This window comes from Microlunatus kandeliicorticis, from assembly GCF_014137855.1.
GTDB lineage: Bacteria > Actinomycetota > Actinomycetes > Propionibacteriales > Propionibacteriaceae > Microlunatus > Microlunatus kandeliicorticis.
This window is the reverse complement of the sequence record NZ_JACGWT010000002.1, coordinates 111997-134199: the sequence shown is the minus strand read 5'-3', so window position 1 is coordinate 134199 and position 22203 is coordinate 111997. Positions and strand designations below refer to the sequence as shown.

Sequence of the window (22203 nt, the reverse complement as noted above, 5' to 3'; positions counted from 1 at the left end):
ATTTGGGCACGGCGTGCCGCTTCCGCGGCAATCCTTCACGTCCACCGCCCCCGAGGAGATCCCTGGATGTCCCGCCGTTCCCCCCGTGCGCTGCCGATCGTGCTCAGCGCCACCCTGGTCGCCGGCTCCGGCCTGGCCGCCACCGCCGTACCGGCGCACGCTGCCGACCCCGTCACCATCGCCGAGGTGCAGGGCACCGGAGCGACCTCACCGCTGCTGGGTCGCCAGGTCGCGTTGCGGCCGTCGGTGGTCACCGCGGTCTACGGCAACGGCAGTGCCGATCTGCGCGGGTTCGTCGTCCAGACCCCCGGCACCGGTGGTCCGCGCCGCGACCTGGACCGGCCGTCCGACGCGGTGTTCGTCTACACCGGCGGCAAGCCCGCCGGCGTGGCGATCGGCGACCTGGTCGACGTGTCCGGGACCGTGCAGGAGTACGGCAGCGCGAAGGGGAACACGCTGACCGAGATCGGCGGCGCGGTCACCGTGTCCGTTTCCCGGGCCCCGCACGCCGCGGTCCGCCCGATCACGGGGCTGTCCTGGGCGGCCACCGCCGCGCACCGCGAGAACCTCGAGTCGATGCTCTGGCAGGCACCGAAGACCTTCACGATCTCCGACGTCTACCCGGTGCTTCACTACGGCGAGCTCGCGCTCAGCGAGGGCAGGGGCGTCGCGGTGCAGCCAACCGACGCCGCGCCCTACGGTTCGACGAGGGAGAAGGCGCAGGCGGCCCGGAACGCGGCTCGCGGCGTGCTGCTCGACGACGGCACCAACGCCGGCTTCTTCGCCACGGCCAGCAACCCGGCCGGCGGCACCCCGCCCTACCTCACCCGCAACCGCGACGTGAAGGTCGGCGACACCGCGCGGATCACCCGGCCGGTGATCATCGACGTCCGGTTCGGTGACTGGACGCTGCAGCCGACCACCCCCACCCCGGCGGGACACGAGATCGCCCGGATCACCGTCCGCCCGCGGGAGAAGGTCCCGACCGTGCGGGGGCGGTTGAGCATCGCCTCGTTCAACGTGGAGAACTTCTTCCCGACCGTCGGCCAGGGCCGGACCGGCTGCACCGGCAGCAATCTCGACACTGCGGGCTCGTACAACGTCACCGAGGACTGCGACGTCCGCGGCGCCTGGGACCGGGTGGACTTCGGCCGACAGCAGGCCAAGATCGTCGCGGCGGTCAACACCCTCAGCCCGGCGGTCGCCGGGCTGATGGAGATCGAGAACTCGATCAAGGTCGGGGCACCGCGGGACAGCGCGCTGCGGACGCTGGTCACCGCGCTCAACCGGGCCGCGGGCTACCGCAAGTGGGCCTTCGTGCCGTCGTCGACCCAGCTGCAACCGACCTCCGACCAGGACGTGATCACCAGCGCGTTGATCTACCAGCCGGCGCGGGCGAAGCTGGTCGGCCACGCCTATGCCGACGGCGCGGACGCGGTGGACAGCGGTCCGTTCGGCAACGCCCGGACGCCGATCGGTGCGGTCTTCACCCCGCGCTCCGGCGGGGCGCGGGCCCTGGTCGTGGTCAACCACTTCAAGTCGAAGGGTTCGGCGCCCAGCGACGCCGACGACCCGAACGCCGACCACGGCCAGGGCGCCTGGAACGCCGACCGGGTGGCCCAGGCCGAGGCGCTGGCCTCCTGGGTGCCGAGCGTGCAGCAGGCCAGCGGGGCCAGAGCGGTCGCGCTGATCGGTGACTTCAACTCCTACACGCACGAGGACCCGCTGCGGACCCTCGAGGCCCGCGGCTACGTCAACGCGGCCCCGGAGTCGGACCACTCCTACGTCTACGACGGCTTGTCCGGATCGCTCGACCACGTGCTGCTGAACCGAACGGCTGCCCGTGAGCTGACCGGCGCGCACGTCTGGAACATCAACTCGATCACCTCGGACGCCCGCGACTACTCCGAGTACGACACCACCGCCGTGGACTACTACCACCCGAACCCCTACCGGGCCAGCGACCACGACCCGGTGATCGTCGGGCTCGCGGTGCCGCGCGGCTGACGGACGCCGCCCTTCGACAGGCTCAGGGCGCGGTGGTGTCGGGCGACCCGCGCACCGCGGCCTGAACGCTCCGCACCGCGCCCTGAGCGCCCCGCCCGCGCCCTGAGCGCTCCACAGCGCGCCCTGAGCCCGTCGAAGGGCACGCACGCGCCGGACCCGCACAATGGGGGCGTGCAGCGGACGTCGCGATGGCTGGTCGGCGTGGCCCTCGTCGGCCTGCTGGCCGGCTGTGCCTCCGGTCCGTCGGCGACGTCCGCCGGGTCCTCGCCCACGGCGTCCGCCGGTTCGACCCCGACCAGCACCCGCGGCGACTCCGGGCTGCGGACCTGCCCGCTCGGTTCGCTCCCGGGCGAGGCCGACGAGACCGTCACCCTGATCCGCCGCGGCGGGCCGTTCCCGTTCCCGCGCAACGACGGCGTCGTGTTCGGCAACCGCGAACGGGTGCTGCCCGCCGAGCACTCGGGCTACTACCACGAGTACACGGTGATCACGCCCGGTTCGCGCACCCGGGGAGCCCGCCGGATCGTCACCGGAGGGAAGCCGCTGACCGACCCAGCGGTGTGGTTCTACACCGGCGACCACTACGACAGCTTCTGCGAGATCACCGGGGCCGAGCGGTGAGCGGGGAGGAGCACCCGGTGCCGGTCACCTACCGCATCGACGGCAGCCGGTTCGAGACCCAGCGCGGGTTCTGGGCCGAACTCGGCCGCGCGGTCAACGGACCCGACGGCTACTTCGGACGCAACCTCGACGCGCTCGCCGACTGCCTGCGCGGCGGCTACGGCACCCCCGACGACCGGCCGTTCCGGTTCGTCTGGGCGCACAGCGCCGTCTCGCGGGCCCGGCTCGGCGAGCGGTTCGACCGGATCGTCGCGGTCTTCGCCGACGAGGGCGTCGAGCTCGAGCTGCGCTGACCCCCGCGTACTCACCCTTCATCTCCTGCCGGCGCGCGAGGCCGGGGCGGGGAGCCGAGCACAGCGGCCGGTTCCGGCGGCTGAGCTATCGTGCGAGCGGACGCGTCCGGTCGGGCGCGCCGAGGTCCGGGGGAGTCGGCAGAGAGGCAGCGCGTTGGGTCTGCGGCAGTCGTTCCGGCGCTGGATCGGGCGGCCCGGTACCGCCGACGTCAGTCAGCACTCCTCGGCGGTGGACGCGGCGAACCGGCTCGCGGCCGAGATCGACGCCCTCGACGACGCCGGCCTGGCCGAGCGGTACGCGGTGCTCCGCGAGTTCGTCACCGACGAGCTGACCCCGGACGACCTGGCCACCCTGCTGGCCATCGGGCGCTCGGCTGCCGAACGCGCCGTCGGCGAGCGCAGCTACGACGAGCAGCTGCTCGGCGCCGCCGGGCTGCTCGCCGGCCAGGTGATCGAGATGGCCACCGGCGAGGGCAAGACGATGGTCGGCGCGCTGGCCGCCACCGGGTTCGTCGCCCGCGGACGCCGGGTGCAGGTGCTGAGCGTGAACGACTACCTGGCGCGCCGCGACGCCGAGTGGATGGGCCCGATCTTCACCCTGCTGGGGATCAGCGTCGGCCACGTCACCCAGAACGCGACGCCGGAGCAGCGCCGCGCCGCCTACGCCACCGACGTCTGCTACGCCTCGATCAGCGAGGTCGGCTTCGACACCCTCCGTGACCGGCTCTGCACCGATCCGGACCAGCGGGTGCTGACCCCGCTCGACGTCGCCGTGGTCGACGAGGCCGACGCGGTGATGATCGACGAGGCCAAGGTGCCGCTGGTGCTGGCCGGCAGCGACGAGCAGGGCGACGACGCCTCCGAGGCGGCCCGGATCGTCGAGCAGCTCGATCCGGAGACCGACATCGAGATCGGCGGGGACCGGCGCAGCGCCAACCTCACCGAGGCCGGGCTGCAGCACGTCGAGCAGCTGCTGGGGATCGACGACCTCTACGCCGCCGGGCAGGAGCGGGTGCTCACCGCGGTCAACATCGCGCTGCACGCGCAGGTGCTGCTGACCCGCGACGTCGACTACCTGGTCGAGGACGGCCAGGTGAAGCTGATCGACCTCAACCGCGGCCGGGTCGCCGAGCTGCAGCGCTGGCCCGACGGTCTGCACGCGGCGGTCGAGGCCAAGGAGGAGCTCGCGGTCACCGGCCGCGGGGTGATCCTCGACTCGACCACCATCCAGGCGTTGATCAGCAGCTATCCGCTGGTCTGCGGGATGACCGGCACCGCGGTGGCCGCGGCCGAGCAGCTCCGCGAGTTCTACGAGCTCGAGGTCGGCGTCATCCCGACCCACCGGCCGAACATCCGGGTCGACGAGGAGGACCGGCTCTACGTCGACCAGGCCGACAAGGAGCAGGCGCTGATCACGGCGATCGTCGAGCTGCACGAGACCGGACGCCCGGTCCTGGTCGGCACCCACGACGTCGCCGCCTCCGAGCGGCTGCACGACCGGCTGGTCGAGGCCGGGGTCGACTGCTCGGTGCTCAACGCCAAGAACGACGCCGAGGAGGCCACGCTGATCGCCGAGGCGGGCCGGCTCGGCGCGGTCACCGTCTCGACGCAGATGGCCGGGCGGGGGGTCGACATCCGGCTCGGCGGGGCCGACGAGGCCGACCGGGAGGCGGTGGCCGAGCTCGGCGGTCTGCTGGTGATCGGGACCGGGCGCTACCCGACCCGACGGCTCGACGACCAGCTCCGCGGGCGCGCCGGACGCCAGGGTGACCCGGGTGGGTCGGTGTTCTTCACCAGCCTGCAGGACAACCCGGAGACCGCCTCGTTCGTGGTCCGCGACAGCCAGGTCGACGAGACCGGACGGATCAGCTCGGCCGCCGCGCAGCACCAGGTCGAGCACGCCCAGCGGGTCGGTGAGGGCGAGCTGCTCGACGTGCACCGCAACAGCTGGCTCTACAGCCAGCAGCTGCACCACCAGCGCCTCGCGGTGCTCGAACGCCGTGAGCAGCTGCTGACCGGCGATGCGGCGGCCGACCTGATCGCGGCGCGCAGTTCCGAGCGCTGGGACGCGTTGGTCGAGGAGCTGGGGGAGGAGCCGGTGGCCGCGGCCGCGCGGACGCTGTGCCTGTTCCACCTCGACCAGGCTTGGAGCGACCACCTGGCCTTCGCCCAGGACCTCCGCGAGGGGATCCACCTCCGCGCGCTCGGGCGGCAGACCCCGCTGCACGCCTTCCACGCCGAGGCGCAGGCGGCCTTCCGGACCGTGATCAGCGACGCCGACGACGCCGCGGTCGAGGTCTTCGACTCGGCGGTGATCACCGCGGACGGGCTCGACGAGGATGCCTCCAAGGTGCGCCGACCGTCGGCCACCTGGACCTACCTGGTCGACGACAACCCGTTCGGTACGCCGGAGGACCACCTGTTCGAGGCGTTCGGCTCGCTGGTCAAGAAGGCCGCCGGTCGCGACTGAGGGCGACGGCCCCGCCCCTCGACGAGCTCAGGGCGCAGTCCTCACCCGGTGCCCCGAGCCCGTCGTGGGGTGCTCGGGTCAGCGGCGGCCGAGCCGGCGCTCGCCGGAGGCGCCGGCCTGGTAGGTCATCCCGTAGTGCTGGTAGATCGCCGGCTCGAGGGAGGCGGGCAGCTCGCCGTCGGTGTCGATCGCCGGCGCGTCCTTGGCAACTTTCTTGTCAATCGAAACCTTGACCGCCTTGGGCGAGACCGTCGCCCCGTCGAGCGGGACGAAGATCAGCCGCGAGCCGTTGAGCAGCCCGACCTTGACCGTCGCGAAGGCCGGCAGCTCGGTCGAGGTGTCGAAGTAGACCGCTTCCAGCGATCCGATCTTGGCCCCGGTCTGGTCGACGACGGCGTGGTCGCGCCAGTCCCGGATGTCCTCGGCCTCGAGCATCGTGGTCCACCCTTCACCCGGTCGGCGGCGGTCGTGGATCGACCGCCTGCAGGTCCCACGCCGTACGATATCGGCGGGGCCGGAGCGTCAGACCCACCCGGTCCCGCTCGTCTCGGCGCCGGGTCGGGGACCGCCCGCCGACCGTCAGATCCGTACGTCCGCATCCTCCGTCCTGGCGGTGCGGCCGGTGACCCGGGAGGTGTCGGTGGTCGAGACGTCGGCCGACCCACCCCGCTCACGTTTGAGCCCGTCCGCCGCCCCGGTCTTCGCGCTCGGTGCCGCCGTCGTCGTGCTCGGCTACCTGCTGGTCACGGTCGCCGCGTCGGTCCCGGCGGCCGGTCGCGAGCTGCTCAGCGATCTGCTCACCGTCCCGGCGGCCGCCTCGCTGGCCGTCGCCGCCGGTCGGCGCGCGAGGACGCCCTCGCCCTGGCAGCGGACCTGGCAGGGGGTGGCGCTGGCGGGACTGTCGTGGACGCTCGCCGAGGGCAGCTACGCGGTGATCACCCACCTGCTGCAGTGGGTGGCCGCGCCCGGGCTGCCGGACGTCTTCTATCTGCTGGCTCCGGTGCCGCTCGCGGTCGGGCTGCTCCGGGTGCCGGTCGGTCCCGTGGTCCCCGGGGCGCGGCTCCGGCTGCTGCTCAGCGGGCTGGTGGTAGCACTCGGCCTGTTCTTCGTCACCTGGTCGGTGGTGCTGCCGGCGGTCACCACGCGCGGGACCTCGATGCTCGGCCGGGTGGTCTTCACCGCCTACCCCGTCCTCGACGCCGTACTGCTGACGCTGGCCGCGGTCGCGCTGGTCCGCGCCGGGCCGAGCACCCGCGGACGGCTGGCCCTGCTGACCCTCGGCGTCCTCTGCTACTTCGGCGCCGACGGCGCCTACAACTACCTCGAGGCGCTCGGCCGGTACGCCTCCGGGTCGGTGCTCGACGTGGGCTGGATCGCGGGCTATCTGCTGATGGCGCTCGCCGCGCTGGTCCGTGAGCCCGATCGCCCGGACGGCGCGGACCGCCCGGCTGCGTCGGCGGACACGAGGGGGCACCGGGCCGACCAGCGAGCGCTGGCGGTGACCTCGGTGGTCGTCTACCTGCCGACGGCCGCCGCGATCGCGGTCGCCGTCAGTTGGCCCGGACGCCTGGCCGACCCGGTGCTGGTGGTCACCGGGATCCTGCTGCTGGTGCTGATCGGTCTGCGCCAGGTGCTGCTCACCGTGGACAACGGCCGGCTCACCCACGACCTCGAGGACCAGGTGGTCCAGCTCCGCCGCCGGGGCGACGAGTTCCGCCAGCTGGCCGATCAGAACAGCCGGGTCGTCGCGGCGGTGGCCGAGGGGGTGTTCGGGGTCGATCCCGACGGCCGGATCACCTTCGTCAACCCGGCCGCCGCGCAGATGCTGGGCCGGGCGGCCGACCAGCTGGTCGGTGCCCGTGAGGGCCGGGTGCTGCACGACCACGAGGCCGTCCCGGCCGGCGCGGGCTGCCCGATCGGGCTCGCGCTGTCCGAGCGGGTCCCGGTCGACACGGTGGCCGACGTGTTCCGCCGGGCGGACGGCACCACCTTCCCGGTCGAGCTCGCGGTCGGCCCGATCCTGTTGGGTGACCGGCTGAGCGGGGCGGTGGTGGTCTTCCGTGACGTCAGCGCGCGGCGCGCCGTGGAGCGGATGAAGGACGAGTTCATCTCCGTGGTCAGCCACGAGCTGCGCACCCCGCTGACCGCGATCCGCGGCTCGCTGGGGATCGTGGCCAGCGGCGTGGCCGGCGATCTCGACCAGCGGGGCACCCGGTTGATCGAGATCGCGGTACGCAGCGCGGACCGGTTGACCCGGTTGATCAACGACATGCTCGACATCGAGCGGATCGAGTCGGGCGCCGAGGTGATGCGGTTCGCCGCCTGGGAGGCGCGTTCGCTGGTGGAGCAGGCGGTCGAGGGGATGGGGCCGACCGCCGCCGACCACCGGGTGGAGATCGTCGTCGGGCCGGTGGCGGGGACCGTCCAGGCCGACGGCGACCGGATCGTCCAGGTGCTGATCAACCTGCTCGGGAACGCCGTCAAGTTCTCCGAGCCCGGCGGCCGGGTCGAGGTCGCGGTCGGGAGCAGCGGCGCGGAGGTGGTGTTCCGGGTCACCGACCACGGACGCGGCATCCCCGGAGACAAGCTCGAGACGATCTTCGAACGCTTCGAGCAGGTCGACTCCTCCGACGCGCGCGAGAAGGGCGGGACCGGGCTGGGGCTGGCGATCTGCCGCTCGATCGCGCACCGGCACGGCGGGCGGATCTGGGCCGAGAGCCGACCCGGCGAGGGTGCCACCTTCCGGCTCGCCCTGCCCGCCTCGGACCCGGTGCCCGGCACCGGCTCGAGCGTCGGCACGGTGGCCGGACTGGTCTGATGGGCTGGTCTGACGGGCTGGTCCGGGTCGGGCTGCGGTCAGCCGTCGGCGGGGTCGGGGCCGATCGCGGCGAGCGCCTCGCGGGCCTCGGACTCTGCCCGGCGCCGGGTCTCGACCCGCTCGCGCGCGTGCTCGACCGCCGCCTCGGCCTGCGCCGCCCGCTGCTCGGCCCGGGCGAGCAGCTCGCGGAGCCCGGCCAGGTCGTCCGCGGCGCCCTGCGACTCGGTGCGGGCGTCGTCGAGATCGGACTCGGCCTCCTCGCGGGCTCGGGTCGCCTCGTCCAGGGCCTGCCGGAGCGCTCGGGTCTGTTCCGCCGCCGCGGCGGCCCGACGCTCGCGCTCGGCGGTGTCCTCGGCGGTGTCCTCGGCGGTGTCCTCGGCGGTGTCCTCGTCGTCGTCCTCGTCGTCGCGGGCGCTGCGTGAGGCGGTGTTGCGGGTCGCGGTAGGGCTGGGGGCTGCTGCCTCGGGGACCGGCGAGGCGGCGAACGGCCCGAACCCGCCGTACTCGGGCACCTTGTCGAGCCGGCTGGCTCGCACCCGTGCGCCGGTCGCCGGGTCGGCCAACGCTGCCTGGAGGGCCTGGCCGACCTCGCGCCGGACCGCCTCGCTCGGCGCGGCGCCGTGGTCGGCGGCCAGCGCGGCCGCGCGCCGGACCAGCTCCTCGACCGCCCGGTGCCGTTCGGCCGAGAGCCGGCGCAGCTCGGGACCGGACAGGTTCTGCTGGGCCTCGCGGAGCGCCTCGCCGAGGTCGAGCAGGGCGCCGAGCTCGTCGGCCGCCTCGCGGGCCAGCAGGTTGACCGTCCAGGCCGACCGGGTGGGCCGGCGGAGGGCGCCGACGGCCGTGGCCAGCCGGCGGTCGCCGGCGGCTCGCGCCTGCTTGACCCGTTCGCCGCGGACTCGCACGAAGTCGTCGGGATCACCGGCGTAGAGGGCCTCGGCCACCTCGTCGAGACCGTCCGGCGGATCGTCCTCGGCCCCGGCCGCCCGCGTCGCCACGGGCCCATCCTGCCGGTCCGACCCGGCCCGCGTCCCGGTTGAGCGGTGCGGTTCCATGGGGACGTGGCACAGAACCAGAGCGTCAACCCGAAGCTGAACGGCGAGTACGAGCCGAGCCCGGAGCAGTGGGTGCGGGACCAGGTGGAGACCTACGAGCGCACCGACGGGGCCGAGGCCAACACCCTGGCCGACACCGGGATGCCGGTGGTGATCTTCACCCACCGCGGTGCGAAGAGCGGCAAGATCCGCAAGACCCCGCTGATGCGGGTCGAGCACGACGGCGTGTACGCCATGGTGGCCTCGAAGGGCGGCGCGCCGGACCACCCGCAGTGGTACCACAACCTGGTCGCCGACCCCGAGGCCCTCGAGGTGCAGGACGGCCCGGAGCGGTTCGCCGCCCGGGCCCGCGAGATCGAGGGCGAGGAGCGGCAGGAGTGGTGGGACCGCGCGGTCGCCGCCTACCCGCCGTACGCCGAGTACCAGGAGAAGACCGACCGGCTGATCCCGGTGCTGCTGGCCGAGCGGATCTGAGGCTCGACCGGTCCGGTCTCGGGGCGGGCTGAGCGGCCTAGGGACGGTCGCTCGGCGCTGGTGACGCTCCCGACCCGACGACGGTGCGGGCCGTCCGCGGCAGGGTGAGCAGGAAGGCCGCGCCGCGGACGTCCGGGGGCGGCTCGACACAGACCAGGTCGCCACCGAGGGCGCGGGCGTAGCCGCGGGCGATGGCCAGCCCCAGCCCGGCCCCGCCCGAGGTGCCCGGCCCGTCGGACCCGCGGGTGCGGCTGGCGTCGAGCCGGACCAGCCGCTCGAAGATCCGTTCGCGATCCGCGGCCGGCACGCCCGGGCCGCTGTCGGTCACCAGCACCCTGACTCGACCAGGCTCCTCGGACACGGTCACCGCGATGCTCCCGGCCGGCCCGGTGGCCGCGGTGGCGCGGGCCGCGTTGCCGAGCAGGTTGCCGAGCACCGACCGGATCTTGGCCGGGTCGCTGGTCAGCCACGGGTCCGCCAGCCGGCTCAGGCCGTGCACGGCCAGCTCGACCCCGGGGTGCAGCAGCGCCGTCCGGTCGGCCTCGCCGCGGACGAGCTCGGCCAGGTCGATCCGCTCGTGCTGGACGTCCACCCCGGTGTCGAGCCGCGCGGTGGTCAGCAGGTCCTCGCTCAGCCGGCCCGCCCGCTGGGCCTCGCGGACCAGCAGCACCAGCAGCTGCTCGCGCTCGGTGGTGCTCAGACCGCCCTCGTCCGACCCCTGGTGGAGCAGCGTCTCGGCCGCCGCCTGGACGCCGGCGATCGGCGTCCGCAGCTCGTGCGCGGCGTCGGAGAGGAACTCCTGGCTCCGGCGGGCGGCCCGGCGGGCGTCGGCCTCGGCGTCCCGGGCGTGCTGCTCGGCGCCCTCGAGCGCGTCGAGCATCCCGTCGACCGCCGCCGCGGCCTGCCCGAGCTCGGTGTCGGTGCGGTCCGGGGCCAGCCGTCCGCCGCGCCGGCCCGAGATGACGTCGCGAGCCAGCGCGCCGAACGCGTTCAGCGGCCGCAGCGCGTAGCGGAGCCCGAGGGTGATGGACAGCCCGCCGAGCAGCAGCGCCCCGAGCCCGGCCAGCAGCAGGGTCCGGCGCAGCGTCTGCTGGGCGTTGTCGAGGAAGGCCCGGTCGACGACCAGGGTGAGGACGGCGCCGTCCACCCGGCCGGGGCTGCTGAGCTGGACCCGGTCGACGAGGTCGCGCCGGCCGTTCGACGGCGGGGTGCCGAAGACCCGTCCGTCGGGCAGCACGAGGCTGGCCCGGATGCCGTGGGCGTCCACCCGGTTGACCAGCTGCTGCGGACCGACACCCTGTCGGGCCAGCTGTCGGGCCAGCTGGGCCCGGCCGGTGAGCAGCGCGTTGGCGTTCCGGTTGGCCTCGGCGGCGAACGTCCGGTCGACCACCACGGCCAGACCGGCCACCACCACCAGCAGCACCAGCAGCACGGTGAGGGTGGCCCGGAAGCGCAGCGAGACCGTCCGCAGCCGTCCCGTCGGGGCGGCCGGGTCGGGCGCCGGGGCGGTCACGACGGCTCGGACAGCCGGTACCCCCGGCTCCGGACGGTGTGCACCAGCCGCGGGCCGTGCTGCTCGAGCTTGCGGCGCAGCGACGAGACGTGCACCTCGACCACGTTGGGGTCGAAGCCGTCGTAGCCCCACACGTGGGTGAGGATCTGGGTCTTGCTGACCACCCGGCCGGGCCGGGTGGCGAGATAGGCGAGGATCCGGCGTTCGGTCGCGGTCAGGTCGATCTCGGCGTCGCCGCGGCGGACCACCGCGGCGTCGTCGCCGATCACCAGGTCGCCGACCGCGGTGCTCACCCCGGCCGCCCCGGTCCGGCGCAGCACCGCGCGGACGCGCGCCACCAGCTCGGCCATCTGGAACGGCTTGACCAGGTAGTCGTCGGCGCCGCTGCTGAGCCCGCGAACCCGGTCGGCGGTGGCGTCGCGCGCGGTCAGCATCAGCACCCCGGCGTCGCTCTGGGCCCGGACGACGTCGAGCAGGGTGAACCCGTCGCGTCCCGGGAGCATCACGTCGAGCACCACCAGCTCGGGCCCGAACGCGTTCAACCGCTCCTCCAGCCGGCTGCCGTCGGCGTCGCCCTCCACCTGGAAACCCTGCGCGTGCAGTGCGGTCAGCACGGGGACGCGGATGGCGTCGCTGTCCTCGATCACCAGGATCCGCGAGCCGGCCATCGGCCCATTGTGACGCCGTCGGCTGGTCACGGGCTGTGTGGGAGCGCGCCCGGCGCCGACGCTAGCCTGTCGCGCATGACGCGCAAGGTGGCGATTCTCGGGGCGGGCATGATCGGCGAGGTGCACCGGCGGGCCGCGGTGCTGGCCGGGGCGCAGGTGGTCGGGGCGATGGCCTCCAGCCCGGAGCGGTCGCGGCAGGTCGCCGACGCGTGGGGCGCCGAGCACGCGTTCACCAGCATCGAGGAGGTCGCGGCCAGCGACGTCGACGCGGTGCACATCTGCACCCCGAACGCCTCGCACGTCCCCTACGCGGTCGCGCTGATGGAGGCCGGCAAGCACGTGCTGTGCGAGAAGCCGCTCGGAGTCAGCCTCGAGGACGCCCGGCAGGCCGCCGAGGTCGCCGAGCGCACCGGCGTGATCAACACGATGCCGTTCGCCTACCGGTTCCACCCGATGGTCCGCGAGCTCCGGGCCCGGGTGCAGGCCGAGGAGTTCGGGCCGGTCTTCCTGACCCACGGCACCTACATCCAGGACTGGCTGCTGGACCCCCGCTCGACCAGCTGGCGGGTCGACCCCAGCCAGGGCGGGCCGTCGCGGGCGTTCGGCGACATCGGCTCGCACTGGTGCGACCTGATGGAGTGGGTGACCGGCGAGCGGATCGCCGAGCTGGTCTCGACCACGAGGATCTCCATCCCGCGCCGGCCGGGGGACACCGCCAACAGCTTCAGCGCGGCCACCGGCGAGCTCGACGAGTCGACCCTGGTCGACGTCACCACCGAGGACACCGCGATGGTGCTGTTCCGCACCCGCAACGGCGTCCCCGGCTCGACGGTGATCAGCCAGCTGTGCGCCGGCCGCAAGAACCGGCTCTGGATCGAGGTGGACGGGGCCAAGCAGAGCGGCGTCTTCGACCAGGAGCAGCCTGAGCAGCTCTGGATCGGCGAGGACGACCGGACCAGCCTGCTGGTCCGCGACCCCAACCACGGGTCATCCGAGCAGCGCCGGCTGGCCACCCTGCCCGCCGGCCACGCGCAGGGCTACGCCCAGTGCTTCGAGGCCTACGTGGCCGACAGCTACGCCGCGATCGACGCCCAGCGCGACGGCGGGACGCCGCCCGAGGGCCTGCCCACCTTCGCCGACGGCCTGCGCGCCGCCGAGATCTGCGACGCGATGCTCCGGTCGGCCGACAGCCACAGCTGGCAGACCGTCTGACCCTCCTCCCCGTCCCACTCCTGCACAACGGGGGTGATCCGCACCGATGACGGTGCGGATCACCCCCGTTGTCGTCCGCGAGGGAGTTGTCCACAGGGGTACTGGATCGGCGCCGCCGGACGGCCGATGCTCCTCGGGTGCACGCCCGCCAGCCCGTCCCGCCGTCGCTGTTCCGGTTGGCGCTGCTCCAGGCCGGCGTGGTCACCCGCGAGCAGGCGGTGGGCTGCGGTCTCGGCGCCCGGGCGATCGACCGGCTCGTGGCCGACGGGCGCTGGCTCCGGCTGGCGCCCGGCGTCTACTGGCTGTTCCCCGCCAGGCCGCCGGGAACCCCGGGAGCCCGGCCACCGTGGGTGACCCGAGCCTGGGCCGGCTGCCTGCTCGGTGGTGACCGGGCGCGGCTCGGGGGCGCGGCCGCCGGACACCTCTGGGGCCTCGACCCCGAACCTCCGGAGCTGATCACCGTCCTGGTCCCGCACGGCGGCACGGTTCCGCGCCACCAGGGGCAGGGTGCGGCAGGGTGGGCGGGCCGCTGGTCATTCGTCCGCGAACGGGCCGCCGTCCGGGACCCGCGGAGCCCGGGCTCTCCACCCCGGACGGGGTTGACCGACACGGTCCTCGACCTCGTCGCCGCCGACGGGGACGCCGTGCGCTGGACGACGGCGGCCGTCCAGACCGGGCGGGTGTCCGTCCACGGGCTCCGCGCGGCGGCGGACCGCCGGGCACGGTTGCGGCACCGTCGCCGGTTGCTGGTGACGCTGGACGACCTCGCGGTGGGTGCCGAGAGTGCGCTCGAGCTCGTCTACCTGCGCGCGGTCGAGCGCGCCCACGGGCTGCCGGTCGCCGAACGCCAGGTCCGTCGCCGCGACACCCGGGCCGACGTCCTCTACCGCGACTTCGGGCTGCTGGTCGAGCTCGACGGGCGTCGTGGTCACGAGGGCGCCGGCCGGTTCCGCGACATGCGCCGGGACAACCGCGCGACCACCGACGGACTGGCCACCCTGCGGTACGGCTGGTCCGACGTCCGTGACCGGCCGTGCGAGGTGGCCGCGCAGGTCGCCGAGAACCTGGTCCGTCGTGGTTGGACCGGGCTCCCGGCGCGGTGCGCGCGGTGCCGCCGGGTGGCCTGAGGACGTCCCGCCCGACAACGGGGGTGATCCGCACCGTCATCGGTGCGGATCACCCCCGCTGCCGCGGGAAGGCTCGGGCGGCGGCGCTGTTAGCTTGCCTGCATGACCCCGGAGGCGGCCGCGCGCCTGGTGCTGCCGCTCGCCGCGGGCGACAGCGCCGGCGCGAACGCCCGCTCCACAGGCGATGACGCACTCGCCCTGCTCGGCGGCAAGGGCGCCTCGCTCGTCCGGCTGGTGGCCGCCGGCGTCCCGGTGCCGGACGGGTTCGTGATCACCACCGACGCCTTCCGGGCCGTGCTCGCCGCCGACGGCCTCGACCGCAACGTCGCCGCGATCCTCGCCCACCGGCCGCCCGACCGGGCCGCCGCCCGGATCCGCGAGCTCTTCCTCGAGGCGCGGCTGCCGGCCGCGGTGGAGACCGCGGTCACCACCGCCTACCGCGAGCTCGGGCGCCCGCGGGTGGCGGTCCGGTCGTCGGCCACCGCCGAGGACCTGCCCGGGCTCTCGTTCGCCGGCCAGCAGGACACCCTGCTCAACGTGACCGGCGCGAGCGCGCTGCTCGACGCCGTCCGACGGTGCTGGGCCTCACTGTGGAGCGCCCGCGCCGTCGGCTACCGGGCCGAGCACCAGGTGGCCGACGACGACCTCGCGCTCGCCGTGGTGGTGCAGCGGATGGTCGACGCCGAGGCGGCCGGCGTGCTGTTCACCGCCGACCCGGTGACCGGCGACGGTTCGATGATCACCGTCGAGAGCGCCTGGGGTCTCGGCGAGGCGGTGGTCAGCGGGATCGTCACGCCCGACCGGTTCCGCATCGCGGCCGACGACCACCGCGTGCTCGAGTCCACGGTGGCCGAGAAGACGGTGATGACGGTCCGGACCCGCGGCGGCACCACCGAGCGCCCGGTGCCCGCCGCCCGCCGGACCCGGCCGTCGCTCGAGCCGGCGCAGGCGCGGCGGCTGGCCGCGCTCGGCGCCCGGGTCGCGGAGCTCGACGGCCACCCGGTCGACATCGAGTGGGCCCGGGTCGGTGACGAGCTCGCGGTGCTGCAGGCCCGGCCGATCACCGCCGGCGCCCGCCCCGACCCCTGGAACGACAGCCGCGCGGTGTCCTGCCTGTGGACCCGCGGCAACGTCGGCGAGGCCATCCCCGACGTGATGACCCCGGCCACCTGGTGCCTGGTCCGCGAGTTCCTCGCCGACGCCATGCCGACCAGCTCGGTGCCGCCGTACGTCGCCTTCGGGATCGTCGGCGGGCGCCTCTACCTCAACCTCAGCATGGCCGCCTCGATCGCCCGCTGCGCCGGGGTGGGGGAGCGGCTGTTCCGTCGGCTGACCCACGAGGTCTTCGGTCGGCTGCCCGACGACCTGCCCATCCCCTACCTCCCGCTGCCGCCGACCCGGGTGATCCGGCTCGTCGTCCCGGTCGCGCTGTCGATGACCGTGCACGCCCGCCGCGACATCCGGCGGCTGCCCGACTACCTGGCCGACCACCCCGCGCACTGCCGCCGGCTGCGCGAGCGGATCGCCGCCGTCGACGACCCGACCGAACTGGCCCGGCTGTGGACCGAGGTGATCCACCCTGAGTTCCACGCCGCCACCGGGATGCTGACCGCGGCCACCCGGAGCGACGGCCCGGTGCTGGTCACCCTCCGTCGGTCGCTCCAGCGCGCGGTCGGGTTGGAGGACACCGAACGGCTGCTCGCAGGGCTCGGCGGCACCGACGGGGAGCTGGCCAGCCTCGGTCCGCTGGTGGGGCTGGAGCGGTTGGCCGACGGCGATCTCGACGTCGAGGGCTTCCGCGACCGTTACGGGCACCGCGGCCCGCACGAGTTCGAGATCTCGGTGCCCCGGCCGGCCGAGGACCCGGCCTGGATCGAGCGGACCGTCGCCGAGCAGCGGGCGGCCGACTACTCGGTGAGCGAGCTGCTCCGACGCCAGGAGCGGGCCCGTGCCGACGCCTGGGCCCGGTTCTCCCGCGAGCACCCGCACCGGGTGGCGTCGGTGCGGAACAAGATCGAGAAGTGGACGCAGATCTCCCGCCGACGCGAGGAGGCGCGCTCGGAGGTGGTGCGGTTCTTCTGGGTGCTGCGCGCGTTCTGGGTGCGGGCCGGCGAGCTCAGCGGGATCGGCGACGACGTCTTCGCCCACGACTGGAACGAGGTGGTCGCGCTGCTGGGCGGGCGTCCGTTGCAGGAGCGCGAGCTGCGGGACCGCCAGCGGGCCTTCCGGGCCTACAGCGCGCTGCCGGCCTACCCCAGCGTGATCATGGGCCGGTTCGACCCGTTCGCCTGGGCCGCCGACCCGGACCGGCCGTTGGCGGTGTTCGTGGAGGGCGCCGACCATGATCGTGATCATGGTCGGTCGGCCGGTGCCGATCACGGTGCCGGAGGCTCGGCCACGGTGACCGGGTTCGCCGGCTCGGGCGGCGTGGTCGAGGGCGTGGTCCGGGTGCTGGAGTCGACCGATCAGAGTGCCGAGCTGGAGAGCGGGGAGGTGCTGGTCACCAACGTCACCAACGTCGGCTGGACGCCGCTGTTCCCGCGGGTCCGCGCGGTGATCACCGACGTGGGTGCGCCGCTCTCGCACGCGGCGATCGTGGCCCGGGAGCTCGGGATCCCTGCGGTGGTGGGGTGCGGGGACGCGACCCGGGTGCTGCGGACCGGTGACCGAGTCCGGGTGGACGGCACGCACGGCACCGTCGAGCTGCTCGACCGCGTCGGGTGACGGACGGGGAGCCGGCCGCCGCCGAGGCCAGGACCCGGTTGCGCACGGCGCTCGAAGGGGACCCGGTCGGCGCGGCGCGCGAGCTGCTCGGTGCGGTGCTCCGGCACGGTCCGGTGGCCCTCCGGGTGGTCGAGACCGAGGCCTACGACGGCCGCGTCGACGAGGCGTCGCACAGCTTCCGCGGCGAGACCGACCGCACCCGGGTGATGTTCGGCCCGGCCGGGCGGCTCTACGTCTACTTCAGCTACGGCATGCACTGGGCCGCCAACGTCAGCTGTTCCGAGGTCGGGCACGGTGCGGCGGTGCTGCTCCGCGCCGGCGAGGTCATCGACGGGGTCGAGTTCGCCCGCGACCGGCGCGGGCCCCGCGTCACCGACCGCGACCTGGCCCGCGGTCCCGGCCGGCTGACCCAGGCGCTGGGGATCGACCGCCGGCACTACGGCGCCGACCTGCTCGCCGGGACGGAGATCGACGGCGTCCCGCTCCGGCTCGAACCGCGGACCCACGCGCCCGAGGTGGCCACCGGCCCCCGGGTCGGGATCAGCCGCTCGGTCGACCTTCCCTGGCGGTTCTGGATCCCGGGCGACCGGTACGTCAGCGCCTTCCGGCCCGGTCAGCGCCGCTGACCCGCGCTTCGACGGGCTCAGCGCGCGTGGTCACGTCCCCGGTGCGTAGCTGACCCGCGCTTCGACAGGCTCAGCGCGCGTGCTCACGTGCCCGGTGCGCCACCCCTCCCGTGCCCTGAGCCTGTCGAAGGGCACTCACTCCAGGGGCTGCAGCGAGCCCAGCAGGGTGGGGATGAACTCGGCCACCGACGGGTGGATCGGCAGCGCGTCCCGGACCGCCTTGTAGCCGATGCCGGCCTGCATGGCCAGACCGATCTGCTGGGCGAGGTCGTCGCCGTGCATCCCGAAGAAGCAGGCGCCGAGGATCTCCTCGCTGTCCGCGTCGACCAGGATCCGCATCATCCCCTCGGTCTCGCCGTCGATGATCGCCCGGCTGACCTTGGACATCGGCAGGTCGGCCTTGAGCACCGAGCGCCCGGACGTCCGCGCCTCGGCCTCGGTCATCCCGACCCGGCCGAGCGGCGGGTCGGTGAACATCGCGTAGGCGGTGATCCGCCCGTCGACGGTCCGGTCGGGGTCGAGCAGGATCTGGCTGTCCTGGTAGGCGGTGTGGGTGAACGCGCCGTGGCCGTTGACGTCGCCGAGCGCCCAGACGCCCGGCGCCGAGGTCTCGAACCGCGAGTTGATCTTGAGGTAGCCGCGGTCGTCGAGCTCGAGCCCGTGGTCGCCGAGCAGGTCGACGTTGGGTCGGCGGCCGACCGCCAGCAGCAGCTGGGTGCCGGTGACCTCCGACCCGTCGCTGAGGCTGACGGTGATCTCGCCGTCGGAGGAGCTGACCCCGGTGGCCCGACCGGTGGTGACGGTGATCCCCTCGCCCTCGAGCAGCTCGCGGAGCAGGTCGGAGACGTCGTGGTCCTCGCGGGCCGCCGGGCGGCCGCCGGCCACGATGGTCACCTCGGAGCCGAACCGGCGGAACATCTGGCCGAACTCGCAACCGATGTAGCTGCCGCCGATGATCACCAGCCGCTCGGGCAGCTGGGTGAGCTGGAGCAGCTCGATCTCGGTCAGGTGGTCGACCTGGTCGAGCCCGGGCAGGTCGGGCACCACCGCGCGGGCGCCGATGTCGAGATAGAGCTTGCGGGTCCGCAGCTCGCGGTCGCCGACCCGGACGGTGTGCTCGCCGTCCTCGCCGGCTGCGATCGTCGCCTGCCCGTGGATCAGCTCGAGGTGCTCGTCCGAGGTCAGCCAGTCGAGCAACGGCTCGCGCATCCCGTCGATCATGGTGTGCATCCGCTGCATCACCGCCGGGAAATCGACGGTGATCTTGCCGGTGAGCACGCCGTACTCGGTCGCCCGGTGCGCACGGTGTGCGGCGAGCGCACTGGCCCGCAGCGCCTTGGTCGGACGACAGCCGTGGTTGAGGCAGGTGCCGCCGACCTGGGCCATCTCGACCACCGCGACCCGTTCACCGCGGCTCGCCAGCGCCCCGGCCACGCCGGGCCCGGCCTGTCCGGCGCCGACCACGACCGCGTCGAACTCCTCCGCGTTGTTGCTGCTCATCCGGCTCTCCTCGGTCGCTCGTCGGGTGCGGGTCGGCGTCCGCCGGACGCCAGGTGATTGCTCGTTCAACCAACACCGGACGCTCCCCGCAGGCGCCGTCCGGCCCGCTCACGCTATCCGTCGATGTGCGCTCGGCGGCGATCCCACCTACACTCGTCGGCGTTTGATAACGATCTGGTCTCGCTCGAGCGCCCTGCCGGTGCCTTCGTCGATGTGAGAGTCGCGGACCACAGATCCCGATCCGTCACTGGGAGGACAGCAGTGCCACGCCACCGCGCGCGACACGCCGCGCCGTCGACTCGTCGACGTCTCGTCCGGGCTTCCGTGCTGCCGCTGGCGGTCACCGCGGTGCTCGGCGGCGGGACCGGGACGGCCGTCTGGGTCGACCGAGCCGCCCCCGCCGACGCCGCCTCGGCGCCCGGGGTCACCGACGTCGCCGCCGGTCGCCTCGCGGAGGCCGCCGGTCCCGACGCGTCGGCCCGGGCCACCCGGCCCAACCGGGACAGCGGCCGACCGCCGCTCCCGGCGGCCGCAGCCACCGCGGCCTCGTCCGCGAGCAGCTCGGCCGCCCGGAAGCCCTCCGCGTCGGCCGCCGCCCGGACCGCGAAGCCGACGGCGAAGCCGGGGGTGCTCGGCGCCACCGCGACGCTGGGTGACGTGGTGGGCCGGCGCTACCTGCGTGACGACGTGACGCTCCGGCTCGGACCCGGGAAGTCCTACGCCATCTCCGGCTCCCTCGACGACGGGGACCGGGTCGGCGTCACCGACCGTCGCGCCTCCGGCTGGACCCAGATCTCCTGGTCGGGCAAGGCGCGCTGGGTCCCGACCCGGCAGCTCACCGCGACGAACCCGAACCCGCCCGCGCCGAAGCGCACGGCCACCCCCTCGGCCCGGACGTCCACCGGCTCCTCCAGCAGCGCCGTGAGCGGTGCGTCCTGCCGCTCCGGGAACGTCGTCGAGCGGGGCCTCACTCCCGACGCAGTCAAGGTGCACCGGGCGATCTGTGCGGCCTTCCCGCAGGTCAGCAGCTTCGGCGGCGTCCGGGCCGACTCGCTGCCCGAGCACCCCTCGGGCCGGGCGATCGACGCGATGATCTCTGACTCCACCGTCGGCTGGCGGATCGCCACCTGGGTCCGCGCGCACGCCCGCGAGCTCGGCGTCAGCCAGGTCATCTACAGCCAGAAGATCTGGACCGTCCAGCGCAGCGCCGAGGGCTGGCGGTCGATGTCGGACCGCGGGTCGGCCACCGCCAACCACTACGACCACGTCCACGTGACGGTCTACGGGAGCGCCGCGACCGGCTGAGCCCGGGCGGGTGGCCGTACGGAATCGGCACCGGAAGGTCACGATCCGTCGCGAGATCCGTCCCCGCCCGTGGTGTCGGAGCCGACCCGGGCATAGGGTCCGTGCTATGGGAGTGGACCCGTATCAGGTGCTGTTGGCGGCCATCGCCATCGCCATCATGATCGGCGTCCCCCTGCTGTGCCACCTGGGCTTCGAGGCGTTCTGCGGACGCTACGAGGAGCGCTTCCGCCGCTGGCGGCTCGAGGTCGCGGTGAACGGCCCCGGCTACCGGGTGCGTGACCTGCTCGTCCACCGCCACGAGGTCCGGGCGCTGCGCCGCCAGCGCGGCGTCCCGATCGAGCGGCTGGCTGCCGACCTGCGTCGGCTGCGTCGGCTGCTCGGCCAGGAGGTCGAGCGCTCGGCCGTCCAGCAGTTCGGCGCCCGGATGGCCTACGACCAGGTGCTGATCCAGGCCTGCGGGATGCTCGGGGTCGAGCAGCGGCTCGCCGAGGCGCCCGACGGCATCGACCGCGAGGTCGAGCGGATCCGGGTCGAGGGCGAGCTCGAGAACGTCGGGCTGGTGCTCGAGGACCGGCGCTTCGGTCAGGCTGCCTGACTCCGTCCGGGCTGCGGATCACCGACCGCTCGGGCGGTCGTCTCCTCTGCGGAGGTCGCTGGAATAACGGCGACCCGGTGTCGCGTTACCCTAGTACTTCGATATCGAAGTCTTCGATGTCGGATTCACCGCAGAGCACCGCCCGAAAGAAGGTCCGTCAGCATGTCCCGCCTGTTCCAGGCCATCCGTACCCGTCAGGTCGACGCCCGCCAGCGTCGTGAGCTCAACCGGGCGATCGCCACCGCCGCGACCCCGGCGATGCGCGATGAGCTGGTCCTCGCCGCCCAGCGGAGCGCGTTCGACCGCTGAGCCGTCGGCCGGCAACGGAGCAGGCCCGCACACCAGAACCCCAGCACGCCCCGGCCCTCGGCCGGGGCGTGCTGTCGTTCCCGGCGGTGCGCCCGACGATCAGCCCGCCCGACGATCAGCTCCCCGACGATCAGCCCCGCCCGGTGAGCAGCGACGGCACCAGCACGGTCACCCCGACCGCCAACCCGGCCAGGTTGGCCAGCAGGAACAGCCCGGCCCAGACCACCCCGGGCACCCAGGTCAGCCGGGCCAGCTGATCGACGTCGGAGGTGCCGCTCCGGTCGCGCGTCCGACGTCCGATCAGCTCGACCACCGGCTTGGGCGCGGCGATCAGCAACAGCCAGGTGATCAGGTAGGCGATGCCCGACTGCACCGGGGCGCTCAGGTACCAGCTGACTCCGACCATCACCGCTCCGGCGCCGAGCAGCACCACCAGACCGAACAGGTTGCGGATCTGCAGCAGCATCAGACCGAGCACCAGCACGACCAGCCAGAGCAGCGCCAGCGCGTGGCCGGCGGCGAGCAGCAGCGCTGCGACCAGCCCGACCACTGCCGGACCGAGATAGCCGGCGGCCAGCGTGGCCACCATCCCGGGCCCGCGGGCCGGTCCCTTGGACACGGTCAGTCCCGAGGTGTCCGAGTGCAGCCGGATCCCCTGGAGCCGGCGTCCGGCCAGCAGCGCGACGAAGCCGTGCGCCCCCTCGTGGACGATCGTCACCAGCATCCGGGCGGCCGGCCAGGTGCCCGGCACGACGACCAGGACGAACGCGGCCAGCGCGGCGCCGAGCACCACCTCGACCGGTGGCGGCTGCTGGACGGCGGTGGCCCGACGCCAGATCTCCCCGAGCAGCTCCACCCGACCAGTCTGCGGCCCGGCCCAACCGCCGGC

General features: G+C 74.1%; 19 protein-coding genes. 13 read left to right on the top strand and 6 right to left on the bottom strand.

Translation table 11 applies throughout. The annotated features are described in order from the left end of the window. Window positions 1-66: 66 nt before the first annotated feature. The 4 genes from FHX74_RS05390 to secA2 all read left to right on the top strand — a co-directional run bounded on the left by FHX74_RS05390 (window position 67) and on the right by secA2 (window position 5391). On the top strand, window positions 67-2007 hold the full coding sequence (locus FHX74_RS05390) for an ExeM/NucH family extracellular endonuclease (protein ID WP_182559096.1): 1941 nt from the start codon (window positions 67-69) through the stop codon (window positions 2005-2007). Between the two features lie 171 nt (window positions 2008-2178). After that, window positions 2179-2628, top strand: a complete 450-nt coding sequence (locus FHX74_RS05385; protein ID WP_328823653.1) for a ribonuclease domain-containing protein — start codon at window positions 2179-2181, stop codon at window positions 2626-2628. 17 nt (window positions 2629-2645) lie between these two features. Continuing rightward, entirely contained in the window at window positions 2646-2921 is a 276-nt protein-coding gene (locus tag FHX74_RS05380) for a barstar family protein (RefSeq protein ID WP_182559095.1), read from the top strand. A gap of 154 nt (window positions 2922-3075) precedes the next feature. Continuing rightward, window positions 3076-5391 carry an accessory Sec system translocase SecA2 gene (secA2, locus tag FHX74_RS05375; RefSeq protein ID WP_182559094.1) on the top strand — a complete coding sequence of 772 codons (2316 nt, stop codon included), beginning with the start codon at window positions 3076-3078 and terminating at the stop codon, window positions 5389-5391. A 78-nt stretch (window positions 5392-5469) separates the two neighbouring features. Here secA2 and FHX74_RS05370 read toward each other — a convergent pair whose 3' ends face one another. Further along, window positions 5470-5826, bottom strand: coding sequence for a PRC-barrel domain-containing protein (locus tag FHX74_RS05370; protein WP_182559093.1), 357 nt, complete (start codon window positions 5824-5826; stop codon window positions 5470-5472). Window positions 5827-6013: 187 nt separating this feature from the next. On the opposite strand from FHX74_RS05370, the gene FHX74_RS05365 reads away from it, so the two are divergent. Next, a complete protein-coding gene (locus tag FHX74_RS05365; RefSeq protein ID WP_182559092.1) occupies window positions 6014-8209 on the top strand; it encodes an ATP-binding protein in 2196 nt (731 codons plus the stop codon). 38 nt (window positions 8210-8247) lie between these two features. Here FHX74_RS05365 and FHX74_RS05360 read toward each other — a convergent pair whose 3' ends face one another. After that, window positions 8248-9204 carry a hypothetical protein gene (locus tag FHX74_RS05360; RefSeq protein ID WP_182559091.1) on the bottom strand — a complete coding sequence of 319 codons (957 nt, stop codon included), beginning with the start codon at window positions 9202-9204 and terminating at the stop codon, window positions 8248-8250. A gap of 63 nt (window positions 9205-9267) precedes the next feature. On the opposite strand from FHX74_RS05360, the gene FHX74_RS05355 reads away from it, so the two are divergent. Next, window positions 9268-9735 (top strand): nitroreductase family deazaflavin-dependent oxidoreductase, encoded by a 468-nt coding sequence (locus tag FHX74_RS05355; RefSeq protein WP_328823652.1) that lies wholly within the window; start codon window positions 9268-9270, stop codon window positions 9733-9735. Window positions 9736-9772: 37 nt separating this feature from the next. Here FHX74_RS05355 and FHX74_RS05350 read toward each other — a convergent pair whose 3' ends face one another. Together FHX74_RS05350 and FHX74_RS05345 are read right to left on the bottom strand one after the other, a co-directional pair. Then, the gene (locus tag FHX74_RS05350) at window positions 9773-11248 is read right to left on the bottom strand and encodes a sensor histidine kinase (protein ID WP_328823651.1); all 1476 of its coding nucleotides are present in this window, start codon (window positions 11246-11248) and stop codon (window positions 9773-9775) included. Then, window positions 11245-11916, bottom strand: coding sequence for a response regulator transcription factor (locus FHX74_RS05345; RefSeq protein ID WP_182559090.1), 672 nt, complete (start codon window positions 11914-11916; stop codon window positions 11245-11247). The genes FHX74_RS05350 and FHX74_RS05345 overlap by 4 nt, the downstream gene beginning before the upstream one ends. A 75-nt stretch (window positions 11917-11991) precedes the next feature. On the opposite strand from FHX74_RS05345, the gene FHX74_RS05340 reads away from it, so the two are divergent. The 4 genes from FHX74_RS05340 (at window position 11992) to FHX74_RS05325 (ending at window position 17605) form a co-directional block, all read left to right on the top strand. Continuing rightward, a complete protein-coding gene (locus FHX74_RS05340; protein WP_182559089.1) occupies window positions 11992-13128 on the top strand; it encodes a Gfo/Idh/MocA family protein in 1137 nt (378 codons plus the stop codon). A gap of 137 nt (window positions 13129-13265) precedes the next feature. Beyond that, window positions 13266-14255 (top strand): type IV toxin-antitoxin system AbiEi family antitoxin domain-containing protein, encoded by a 990-nt coding sequence (locus FHX74_RS05335; RefSeq protein ID WP_182559088.1) that lies wholly within the window; start codon window positions 13266-13268, stop codon window positions 14253-14255. 102 nt (window positions 14256-14357) lie between these two features. Next, window positions 14358-16979: a PEP/pyruvate-binding domain-containing protein gene (locus FHX74_RS05330; protein ID WP_182559087.1), complete on the top strand. Its 2622-nt coding sequence runs from the start codon at window positions 14358-14360 to the stop codon at window positions 16977-16979. Then, the gene (locus tag FHX74_RS05325) at window positions 16976-17605 is read left to right on the top strand and encodes a DNA-3-methyladenine glycosylase (RefSeq protein ID WP_328823650.1); all 630 of its coding nucleotides are present in this window, start codon (window positions 16976-16978) and stop codon (window positions 17603-17605) included. Before FHX74_RS05330 ends, FHX74_RS05325 begins: the two co-directional genes overlap by 4 nt. A gap of 135 nt (window positions 17606-17740) precedes the next feature. Here the strand turns inward: FHX74_RS05325 and FHX74_RS05320 are convergent, their stop codons facing one another. Then, window positions 17741-19105 carry a mercuric reductase gene (locus FHX74_RS05320; protein WP_182559086.1) on the bottom strand — a complete coding sequence of 455 codons (1365 nt, stop codon included), beginning with the start codon at window positions 19103-19105 and terminating at the stop codon, window positions 17741-17743. A gap of 324 nt (window positions 19106-19429) precedes the next feature. Here FHX74_RS05320 and FHX74_RS05315 point away from each other — a divergent pair, with 324 nt between their 5' ends. The 3 genes from FHX74_RS05315 (at window position 19430) to FHX74_RS05305 (ending at window position 21314) form a co-directional block, all read left to right on the top strand. Further along, a complete protein-coding gene (locus FHX74_RS05315) occupies window positions 19430-20410 on the top strand; it encodes an SH3 domain-containing protein (protein ID WP_182559085.1) in 981 nt (326 codons plus the stop codon). 106 nt (window positions 20411-20516) lie between these two features. Next, window positions 20517-21005 (top strand): hypothetical protein, encoded by a 489-nt coding sequence (locus FHX74_RS05310; RefSeq protein WP_182559084.1) that lies wholly within the window; start codon window positions 20517-20519, stop codon window positions 21003-21005. Between the two features lie 162 nt (window positions 21006-21167). Beyond that, window positions 21168-21314 (top strand): hypothetical protein, encoded by a 147-nt coding sequence (locus tag FHX74_RS05305; RefSeq protein WP_182559083.1) that lies wholly within the window; start codon window positions 21168-21170, stop codon window positions 21312-21314. A 130-nt stretch (window positions 21315-21444) separates the two neighbouring features. Here the strand turns inward: FHX74_RS05305 and FHX74_RS05300 are convergent, their stop codons facing one another. Continuing rightward, window positions 21445-22170, bottom strand: a complete 726-nt coding sequence (locus tag FHX74_RS05300; protein ID WP_182559082.1) for a M50 family metallopeptidase — start codon at window positions 22168-22170, stop codon at window positions 21445-21447. Between the last annotated feature and the right edge of the window lie 33 nt (window positions 22171-22203).